The organism is Methylobacterium sp. E-016, from assembly GCF_022829745.1.
In the GTDB taxonomy this organism is placed as follows: domain Bacteria; phylum Pseudomonadota; class Alphaproteobacteria; order Rhizobiales; family Beijerinckiaceae; genus Methylobacterium.
Window position 1 is genome coordinate 1 of record NZ_JAKSYF010000059.1, and the last position, 1,296, is coordinate 1,296.

Consider the following 1,296-nt stretch of genomic DNA (forward strand, 5'->3'; position numbering starts at 1 on the left):
TCGGTTACCTCGAAATACCCCTTCCGTGCGGGGCGGTGTCGTGATTCCCTGGTGCTGTCGGCGTTGGGGAGGCTCGGATGGGTCAGCCAGGGTTCTTCGATCTGGATGAGCGCTATCAGCGCCTGTCGGAGAACGGCGATCCGTTGGTGAAGCTCGCGGGGCTGATCGACTTCGAGGCGTTCCGGCCGAAGTTGGCGACCGCGCTGAAGCGGTCCGACGGATCGAAGGGTGGTCGCCCACCCTACGACCCGGTGCTGATGTTCAAGATCCTGATCCTTCAGACGCTCTACACGCTGTCGGACGACGCCACCGAGTTCCAGATCTGGGACAGGCTGTCGTTCATGCGCTTCCTCCGTTTGGACTTCGAGGATGCCGTGCCCGACGCCAAGACGGTGTGGCTGTTCCGGGAGCACCTGACCCGGGCCGGCGCGATCGAGGAGCTGTTTGCCGCCTTCGACGCCTGGCTGAAGGGCAAGGGTTACCTCGCGATGTCGGGGCAGATCATCGATGCCTCGATCATCGCGGCTCCGCGTCAGCGCAACACCGATGCGGAGAAGGCGGCTCTGAAGGAAGGCAAGATCCCTGACGCGTGGGCGGCCAAACCAAAAAAGCTCGCGCAGAAGGACCGCGATGCCCGCTGGACCCTGAAGCGGGCCAAGGCGCGGCCTGCACAGGCGGACGGCACCAAGGCCAAGGTTGAGATCGCCGTTCCGATGTTTGGCTACAAGACGCACGTCTCGATCGACCGCAAGCACGGGTTCGTCCGCCGCTTCACCGTCACCAGCGCGGCCGCCCATGATGGGGCACAACTGGGCAACGTCCTCGACCTGGCCAACACGGCGAGCGACGTCTGGGCCGACACCGCCTACCGCTCGAAGGCCAACGAAGCCCACCTGACCAAGCATGGCCGGCGCTCGAAGATCCACTTCCGGCGGCAGCCCGGCCTCGATCTGACGCCGGCGCAGCGCAAGGCCAACCGCGCCCGCTCCAGGGTCCGCTCGGCGGTCGAGACGGTGTTCGCCGACCAGAAGCACCGCTTCGGCCTGTTCGTGCGCACCATCGGTCTGGCCCGAGCCCGGACCAAGATCGGGCTCGCCAACCTCGCCTACAACCTCAAGCGCTTCCTCTGGATCGACGGCCGGCCGGTAGCGGCCTGAGGCAACCTCGGGATGGGCCCCCGAGCCCGTTCATGACCACCACCAGACTGCCAGATCGCCAGTCCGATCACGTCAAAAGCTACCGGCCGCGTCAAACCAACGGCCAGACCCCGCAATTACGCGGTTCTTCGAGGTGTCC

General features: G+C 65.7%; 1 protein-coding gene. It reads left to right on the forward strand.

The annotated features are described in order from the left end of the window. Positions 1-77: 77 nt before the first annotated feature. Entirely contained in the window at positions 78-1,157 is a 1,080-nt protein-coding gene (locus MKK68_RS05490) for an IS5 family transposase (protein WP_244029213.1), read from the forward strand. Positions 1,158-1,296 lie beyond the last annotated feature (139 nt).